10 protein-coding genes are annotated in these 7,709 nt (G+C 67.9%); 1 reads left to right on the top strand and 9 read right to left on the bottom strand.

Going from position 1 to position 7,709, the window contains the following annotated elements:
- A partial coding sequence (locus AC1DU6_RS14145) for an FxDxF family PEP-CTERM protein (RefSeq protein ID WP_477857843.1) occupies positions 1–337 on the top strand: 337 nt, incomplete at its 5' end.
- A 47-nt stretch (positions 338–384) separates the two neighbouring features.
- On the opposite strand, the gene ruvC is transcribed toward AC1DU6_RS14145, so the two are convergent.
- The 9 genes from ruvC to AC1DU6_RS14100 form a co-directional block, all read right to left on the bottom strand.
- Entirely contained in the window at positions 385–933 is a 549-nt protein-coding gene (gene ruvC, locus AC1DU6_RS14140) for a crossover junction endodeoxyribonuclease RuvC (protein WP_477857841.1), read from the bottom strand.
- A 139-nt stretch (positions 934–1,072) separates the two neighbouring features.
- Entirely contained in the window at positions 1,073–2,053 is a 981-nt protein-coding gene (locus AC1DU6_RS14135) for a phosphatidate cytidylyltransferase (protein ID WP_477857839.1), read from the bottom strand.
- Positions 2,053–2,703 (bottom strand): lysophospholipid acyltransferase family protein, encoded by a 651-nt coding sequence (locus AC1DU6_RS14130; RefSeq protein WP_457389166.1) that lies wholly within the window; start codon positions 2,701–2,703, stop codon positions 2,053–2,055. Before AC1DU6_RS14130 ends, AC1DU6_RS14135 begins: the two co-directional genes overlap by 1 nt.
- A 45-nt stretch (positions 2,704–2,748) precedes the next feature.
- Positions 2,749–3,636: a tetratricopeptide repeat protein gene (locus AC1DU6_RS14125; RefSeq protein ID WP_457324201.1), complete on the bottom strand. Its 888-nt coding sequence runs from the start codon at positions 3,634–3,636 to the stop codon at positions 2,749–2,751.
- A gap of 108 nt (positions 3,637–3,744) precedes the next feature.
- On the bottom strand, positions 3,745–4,134 hold the full coding sequence (locus AC1DU6_RS14120) for a GFA family protein (protein ID WP_457324200.1): 390 nt from the start codon (positions 4,132–4,134) through the stop codon (positions 3,745–3,747).
- Positions 4,134–4,682 (bottom strand): GNAT family N-acetyltransferase, encoded by a 549-nt coding sequence (locus AC1DU6_RS14115; protein WP_457324199.1) that lies wholly within the window; start codon positions 4,680–4,682, stop codon positions 4,134–4,136. Before AC1DU6_RS14115 ends, AC1DU6_RS14120 begins: the two co-directional genes overlap by 1 nt.
- A gap of 30 nt (positions 4,683–4,712) precedes the next feature.
- Positions 4,713–4,973 carry an antibiotic biosynthesis monooxygenase family protein gene (locus tag AC1DU6_RS14110; protein WP_457324198.1) on the bottom strand — a complete coding sequence of 87 codons (261 nt, stop codon included), beginning with the start codon at positions 4,971–4,973 and terminating at the stop codon, positions 4,713–4,715.
- A 28-nt stretch (positions 4,974–5,001) separates the two neighbouring features.
- Positions 5,002–6,642 (bottom strand): GMC family oxidoreductase, encoded by a 1,641-nt coding sequence (locus tag AC1DU6_RS14105; RefSeq protein ID WP_457324197.1) that lies wholly within the window; start codon positions 6,640–6,642, stop codon positions 5,002–5,004.
- A gap of 2 nt (positions 6,643–6,644) precedes the next feature.
- Positions 6,645–7,709: aldehyde dehydrogenase family protein (locus tag AC1DU6_RS14100; RefSeq protein ID WP_477857836.1), on the bottom strand; the 1,065-nt coding region annotated here is incomplete at its 5' end.

The following is a 7,709-nucleotide window of genomic DNA, read 5'->3' as shown; positions in this document are numbered from 1 at the left end:
GGTGTCGGCAGGCGGCTTCGACGGCGACTTCAGCCTGACCTCGCTGAGCTTCAGCTTTCAGGGCCAGACCTACACGCTGGCACAGGCCACCGACCCCTATGTGAAGTTCGAAGGTGGCACGCTGACAGGCCCCAATGGCCGCTTCGCGACCCAAGGTGGCGGCGCCGTAGATCTGTTCTCGATCTTCGGTGCAAGCAATTTCAACTATGCGATCAACGGCATCGATCAAGGTGGCACGCTGAGCATCAGCGCAGTACCGGAACCCGAAAGCTATGCCCTGATGTTGGGCGGCCTCGGTGTCGTCGGCTTCCTCGCTCGTCGCCGCAAGCTGATCTGAGCGCGACCCGCGTCGCTTCGACGGCCCGCTTCGGCGGGCCGTTTTTCCTAGTACGTCCGCCCGCCCTTGAACTGCGCATGCTGACGCCGCTCCAGCGTCGTGCTGCGGCCCATGGCCTCGAAAGTGACGCGCGCATGCGCATGCATGATGGCAATGCCCAGCGCATCGGCGGCGTCCTTGCCCGGCAGGCCCGGCAGGCTGAGCAGGCGCTGCACCATGGCCTGGATCTGCTCCTTCTTCGCATGCCCGTGGCCGACGATGGCCTTCTTCATTTGCAGGGCGGTGTATTCGCTGACGAGCAGGTCGGCCGACACCAGCGCGGTGATGGCAGCGCCCCGCGCCTGGCCGAGCAGCAGCGTGGACTGCGGGTTCACGTTGACGAAGACGATCTCCACCGCCGCGCACTGCGGCTGGTAGCGCGCCGTGACCTCGCGGATGCCGTCGAACAGGATCTTCAACCGCGCCGGCAGGTCACCGGTGGCGACGGCGTTGGTCTTGATGGTGCCGCTGGCCACATAGGCCAGGCGCGGGCCGTCGGCTTCGATGACACCAAAACCGGTGGTCTGCAGGCCGGGGTCAATGCCGAGAATCCTCATGACGGCAGAACACCTGCGGTGGCGACGGTAGCGAGGTTTCTGTGCAGGCTCATGAGCGCGCAGCGCTCGTGAAGTCGCGACAGCGACGGGCCGGAACTAAAGCCCGTGGTCTGCAAGCCAGGGTCGATGCCGAGGATCCTCATCGGTAGTACCAGTTCGCCGAATGGAACAGCACTGGCGCCGCAAAGCACAGCACTGCGATGCGGTCGAGCAGGCCGACGGCGCCGGTGATGGAGCTGCGGTTGCCCCAGTACAGCACGCCGGCGTCCTTCTTCAGCGCCTTCATGACCAGGCCGCCGAAGCCCGCAGCACCGGCGGTCAGGAAGGCCATGGCCAGCGCCTGGCCGGCCTTGAACGGCGTGATCCAGTACAGCAGCAGGCCGGCCAGGGCGCCGGTGCAGGTGCCGATCCACCAGGCCCGCATCGAGAAGCTGCGGCTGATCTGCCGGGCCACCGGGCGGCGGCGTAGCGCGCGGGTGGCGATCTCCTGCGCGATCTGCGAGGCCGCCACGACCATGACCAGGAAGAACAGCAGGAAGGCACCGCGCCCGGTGTTGCCCGGAATATCCAGCAGCAGCAGCGCCGGCGCGTGCGACAGGCCGTAGACGCAGACCATGACGCCCCACTGGATCTTGGCGTTGCGCTCCAGGAAGCGGCGCGGGTCGCCGGCCAGCGCGCTGACGATGGGCAGCACGAGGAAGCCGTAGACGGGCAGGAAGACGGTGAACAGGTCGAAGAAGCGCGTACCGCAGATCATGTACTGGATGGGCAGCAGCACGAAGAAGGCGACGATGAGGGTGCGGTGATCGCTGCGCTCGGTGTGCACGAGGGTGATGAACTCGCGCAGCGCCAGGAAGGAGAACAGCGCGAACAGCAGCGTCGCGCCCAGCGGCCCGGAAATCCACGCGACCCAGAACATGCAGCCGCCGATCCAGGCGGCGCGCAGGTCGCGGCGCACGCGCTCCCAGGCGAGCTGGGACTTCAGGCGTTCATCCTCGCTCTCGCGCTCGCGCAGCGAATTCAGGAACAGCCCCACCGTCAGCAGCATCAGGAAGCCGAACAGCACGACGAAGAGCAGCGCCACCTGCTCGCTGGGCGTCAAGGCCTTGAGCCAGCGCATCAGTGGCCCTCCTCTTCGCGGCCGACCCAGTAGGGGTCGGGCCGCTGCTCCATGACGGCCTCGCGGGCACGGCACAGGAAGTCGGCCTTGCTCTCACCGGCCTGCAGCTGGATGGGGGCACCGAAGGTCACCGTGCACAGGATGGGCACGGGCACGACCTCGCCCTTGGGCATGACGCGCTGCACGTTGTCGATCCAGGTCGGGATCAGTTGCACATGCGGGAATTGCTCGGCGAGGTGGTAGATGCCGGACTTGAAGGGCTGCGGGTTGCCCTTGTTGGACCGCGTGCCCTCGGGAAAGATGACCAGCGAGTCGCCGTTGGCCAGTGCCTCGACGAGGGGCTCCAGCGGGTCCTCGTCGGGCTTGCTGCGTGCGCGGCTGACGTAGATGGCGTTGAAGACCGAGGTGGTCAGCCAGCGCTTGAGGGCACTGGTCGTCCAGTAGTCGCGGGCGGCGATGGCGCGCGTGGTGGCGCGCAGATCATGCGGGAAGGCAGCCCAGATCAGGACGAGATCGAAGTGACTCTGGTGGTTGGCGATGTAGATGCGCTGCTCCGCCGTCGGCGGGCAGCCCTTCCAGTGGCCCTGAGCCCCCGTGATGAGGCGGGCAATGAAGGAGAGCAACTGGCCGGTGAAAGCGGCTGGCGTCATGGGGCGGGATTATCGGGGCCCGCCCCCGCGCCAGCCCGTGAGGACTTACCAGTCGTCGCTGCCGCCGCCACCGCCACCCAAATCGCCGCCGCCCGCATCGCCGCCACCCCAACCGTCGCCGCTGCCGAAGTCGACGTCGCGGCGGCTCAGTTCGTCGGCGGCGCTGCTGGAGCCACCGGAATCAAAGCTGCCGGGGATCAGGCCGCCGCTGGTATCGGTGTCGCGCGCAACGCTGCGTTCGTCATGGCCACCATGGAGCAGCTTCTCGGCCAGCATGCCGGCGGCAACGCCACCCGCTACGCCAAGACCAACGCCGAGCATGCCGGGGCCGCCCGAGCCAGGCGCCTGCATGCCGCCAGGCCCATAACCAGCGCCAGCGCCATAGCCGCCTGGGCCATAACCACCCGCCATGGCCGGCTGCTGGCTCTGCGCGGCGGTGCGGTTGCGCATCCAGCGCATGGCCAGCCAGATGAAGATGACGGCACCACCGATCAGCAGCCAGAGGGACACGCCACCACCGCTCTCGCTGCGCTCGACCGGCGCGGCGCGCATCGGCGGTGCCGCATTGACGGCAGTCGGCGCGACGGACTTCGCCACCCCGGCCTGCTCACGCTGCAGCAACTGTTCGAAGGCATTGAACTTGGCGGCGTCGGCGAACTTGATGGCAGGGTCCAGCGCGCGAGCGCGGCGCGTGTGCTCGGCGGCTTCGGGGAACTGGCGCTGGTGGGCCAGGATCTCGGCCAGCACGTAATGGGCGCGCGGGCTGTCGGGCTTGGCCGCAACAACCTCGCGCATCATCTTCTCCGCGCCGGCGTAGTCGCCACGCTGAGCAGCGGCCTGCACCTCGTCGACGTTAGGCAGCGCCTGGGCGGTGCCCAGCCAGAGCGTGCCTAGCAGGGCCATGCACAGCAGCAGGAATCGGGGGAATTTCATCGCAACACTCCTCAAACCATCACCCACCCGCCACGCGCGTGGGAAGACGGCAGTTTGCGCCCCTGATCTGGCGACGAGCCGTGCGGTTTCAAGGCTTTACCTGTAGGACTAGAACCAATAGTCCGCCACGCAGCGCCCGTCGCGCGGCAGGTCGTCAAAGGTATCCAACCCGTCGAAGTGATCGATCGGGATGCTCGCCACCACATCGGGCTCGGCCAGGCGCAGGTTCACGGCAATGCGGCGGCGCCCGTCGGCTTCCAGCCTCAGCCCGCGCCAATGCGTCACGCAGCCGCAGGTCGGGCAGAAATGGAATTCCAACGCTTTGCCGCGCACATAGGCCTGCGTAGAGCCGGTGATGTAGATGCCTTCGTCCACGTAGTCGTAGGCCCAAAGCGTGCCATAGCGACGACACGCTGTGCAGTTGCAGGCGGTTGCGCCGTCAGGCTGGCCGTCGAAACGCCAGCGCACACTGCCGCACAGGCAGGAACCTTCAATCATCAGCAGGCCTCCTTCAGTTCGGGCGGACGCACGGCGGCGGCATAGACCGGGTCGATGTAGATCTGGCCGCCGAACAGGAATTCCTGGCCGCCAACCTGGGCGAAACCGAAGCGTTCGTAGAAGGCCACGGCTCGCACATTGCGATCGTAGACACCCAGCCACAGGGTCTGCGCCCCGCGCCGGCGCGCCACGGCATGCACCTCATGCATCAGCGCCGCGCCCAGGCCGCGGCCGATGAAGCCCTCGCCAAGATAGATGCGCCAGAGATGGATGGGGGCCGGGCCCGCCACGCAATCGGGCGCAGGCTCGACCTTGACGATGGCGTAGCCGGCGAGCTGCTCGTCCACCCAGGCCAGCAGCACCGTGCAGGCGGTGTCCTGGATGACAGCGGCCATGACCTCGGGCTGGAAGTGCTCGGCGACATAGTCGGCGATCTCCTGCGCGTCGCTGAGGTCACGGTAGGTGTCGGCGAAGGCCTGGGCGCCGAAGGCCGCGAGCGCGGCAGCGTCCTCAGGCGTGGCGTGGCGGATTTGTGGCGGGCTGTGCATGCGTGAACCGCATGTTCGCATCCCGAGGCTTCAAATCTGCTCGTAGTGCAGCACCGTCGGGAAGGGGTCATAGAAGTGGTGCAGCAACCGGCGCCATTCCTGGTAGCCCTCGGACTTGCGAAAGCCTACCTCGTGGTGCTCGACGCTCTCCCAGCGCACCAGCAGCATGTAGTGATCGGCGCGCTCCAGGCAGCGCTGGAGCTCATGGCCCAGGTAGCCGGGCATGGACGAGATGATTCCCTGCGCGACGGCAAAGGCCCTCTCGAACTCAGCGCCCTGACCAGGCCGCACCTGAGCTGCGCGATCTCCAGGATCATGCTCAGGCCGCCTGCGCAACGATCTCGGGCTGGCGGGCTGCAGCCTGCATCATCTGCGCCGCCTTCTCGCCGATCATCATGGCCGGTGCATTGGTGTTGCCACTGATCAGCGTGGGCATGATGGACGCATCCACCACGCGCAGGCTTTGCAGGCCGTGCACGCGCAGCTCGGCGTCCACCACGGCCATCGCGTCCGTGCCCATCTTGCAGCTACCCACCGGGTGGTAGATGGTGTCGGCGCGCTGGCGCAGCAAGGCTTCGATGTCGGCGTCGGAGTGCGTCTCGGTGCTCCACATCTCGGTGTGCCAGTGCGCGCGCAGCGCCGGCTGGTGCAGCAGCTCGCGCGTGAGCTTGAAGCCGGCCACCATCTGCGCCATGTCGTCGGCATGCTGGAAGAAGCCTGGGTCGATCAGCGGCGCGGTGCCGGCGTCGCGACCGGCCAGTCTGACGGTGCCGCGGCTTTGCGGGCGCAGCAGGCACACATGGCAGGACATGCCGTGCCCCATGCGCATCTTGCGCGCATGGTCCTCCACGGCGGCGACGACGAAGTGCAGCTGGATGTTCGGCCGCGCCTGCGCGGCGCTGGTGCGCAGGAAGCCACCGCCTTCGGCGAAATTGCTGGTCAGCATGCCGCGGCGCTCGGCGCGGTAGCGCTGGACGGCGCGCCAGAAAGCGAACCCGCCGCGCAGCGACAGGCCGAAGGTGTCGAGGCTGCTGCTGCGCAGGCCGAACACGAAGTCCGGGTGGTCCTGCAGGTTGGCACCCACGCCGGGCAGGTGGTGCAGCACGGCGATGCCCTGCGCCTGCAGTTGCGCCGCATCGCCCACGCCGGACAGCATCAGCAGCTGCGGCGACTGGATGGCGCCCGCCGCCAGCACGACCTCACGCCTGGCCTGCAGCCGACGCAACACGCCGCCCACCTTCACCTCCACGCCCACCGCGCGGCGGCCGTCGAACAGGATGCGCTGAACTTGCGCCTGCACGGTCACGCGCAGGTTGGGCCGGCCGAGGTGCGGGCGCAGGTAGGCGCGGGCCGCACTGCAACGCTCGCCGCGGTCCTGCGTGACCTGGTAGATACCAACGCCTTCCTGCGTTTCGCCATTGAAGTCGGCGTTGATGACRTGGCCCGCCTTACGCCCCGCGGCCACCCAGGCCGCCTGCAGCGGGTTGTCAGTGCGCAGCTGGCTGACCTTCAACGGCCCATCGCGGCCATGCAGCGGGGCGCCGAAGGTGTCGTTGCCCTCGCTCCTGATGAAGTGGGGCAGTACATCGCTCCAGCCCCAGCCGGGGTTGCCGAGCGCGGCCCAGTGGTCGTAGTCCTCGCGCTGGCCGCGGATGTAGACCATCGCGTTGATGCCCGACGAGCCACCGAGCATCTTGCCGCGCGGCACATAGCCGCGGCGGCCATTCAGGCCCGGCTGCGGCACCGTCTCGAAGGCGTAGTTGTGCAGCTTGCTGGGCACCATCAGCACGGCACCCGTGGGCACCGTCCCCAGCCAGTTGCTGACGTCGGCACCGGCTTCCAGCACCAGCACCTGGGTGCCGGGGTCTTCGCTCAGCCGGCCGGCGAGCGCCGAGCCGGATGAGCCACCGCCGATGACGATGACGTCGTGGGTCTCGTCGAAAGCTTGAGGGTCGTTCATGGTCAGGCGATGCGTCGCAGCAGCGAAAGGAGTTTCTCGAAGGTGGCACCGTAAGGCGGCTGGAACAGCTTGGTGCCGGCAAAGCGCGACTGGATGAACAGCGGCTTCTCCTTGCTGAAGGTACGGAAGCCCCACTCACCGTGGTACGAGCCCATGCCACTGGCGCCGACGCCACCGAAGGGTTGCTCCTCCTGGCCCAGATGCCACAGGCAGTCGTTGATGGTCACACMGCCGGCATGGGTCTCGCGCATCACGTGGTCGCGCGCAGCGCTGTCGGTGCCGAACCAGTACAGCGCCAACGGGCGGTCGCCGCGGTTGATGTGGGCCAGGGCTTCGTCGACCTTGTCGTAGCCGACGATGGGCAGCAGCGGGCCGAAGATTTCTTCCTGCATGACGGTCGCCTCGGCCGGCACGTCCAGCAGCAGGGCCGGCACCAGGCGGCGGTCCTGTTGCGGATCGGGCTGCTCGTCATGGCTGCGCAGCACACGGGCGCCGCGCTCGGCGGCATCGGCAATCAGTCCTTGCAGCCGGGCATGGTGGCGCGGCGTGGCGATGCTGGTGTAGTCGGCATTGCCGGCGATGCGCGGGTACATGCGGCGCATCTCGGCCAGGATCTTCTGGCTCAGCGGCTCGACCAGCTCCTTGGGCACCAGCAGGTAGTCGGGCGCGACGCAGGTCTGGCCGGCGTTGAAGAGCTTGCCGAAGGCCAGGCGCGACGCGGTCAGGTCGAGGTTGCAGCTGCGGTCGACGACGGCCGGCGACTTGCCACCGAGCTCCAGCGTCACCGGCGTCAGGTTCTTGGCCGCGGCCTGGGCCACGTGGCGGCCCACGGCGGTGGAGCCGGTGAAGAAGAGGTGGTCGAAGGGCAGCGTCGTGAAAGCCTTGCCCACTTCGGCGTCACCGGTGATGACCTGCATCTCCTCGGGCTTGAAGTGCTCGGCGACGATGCGCGCCATCAGCTCACTGGTGGCTGGCGTCAGCTCCGAGGGCTTGATCAGCACGCGGTTGCCTGCTGCCAGCGCGGCGACGGCGGGCTCCATCGCCAGGTAGTAGGGGTAGTTCCAGGG

Source organism: Roseateles sp. P5_B10, assembly GCF_056400485.1.
This window is presented reverse-complemented; position numbering and strand designations above follow the sequence as displayed.

What these genes read in the sequence shown, in the direction of transcription:
- ruvC (WP_477857841.1), bottom strand. Translation starts at nt 933, where the DNA reads ATGAGGATTCTCGGCATTGACCCCGGCCTGCAGACCACCGGTTTTGGT.
- AC1DU6_RS14135 (WP_477857839.1), bottom strand. Translation starts at nt 2,053, where the DNA reads ATGCGCTGGCTCAAGGCCTTGACGCCCAGCGAGCAGGTGGCGCTGCTC.
- AC1DU6_RS14130 (WP_457389166.1), bottom strand. Translation starts at nt 2,703, where the DNA reads ATGACGCCAGCCGCTTTCACCGGCCAGTTGCTCTCCTTCATTGCCCGC.
- AC1DU6_RS14125 (WP_457324201.1), bottom strand. Translation starts at nt 3,636, where the DNA reads ATGAAATTCCCCCGATTCCTGCTGCTGTGCATGGCCCTGCTAGGCACG.
- AC1DU6_RS14120 (WP_457324200.1), bottom strand. Translation starts at nt 4,134, where the DNA reads ATGATTGAAGGTTCCTGCCTGTGCGGCAGTGTGCGCTGGCGTTTCGAC.
- AC1DU6_RS14115 (WP_457324199.1), bottom strand. Translation starts at nt 4,682, where the DNA reads ATGCACAGCCCGCCACAAATCCGCCACGCCACGCCTGAGGACGCTGCC.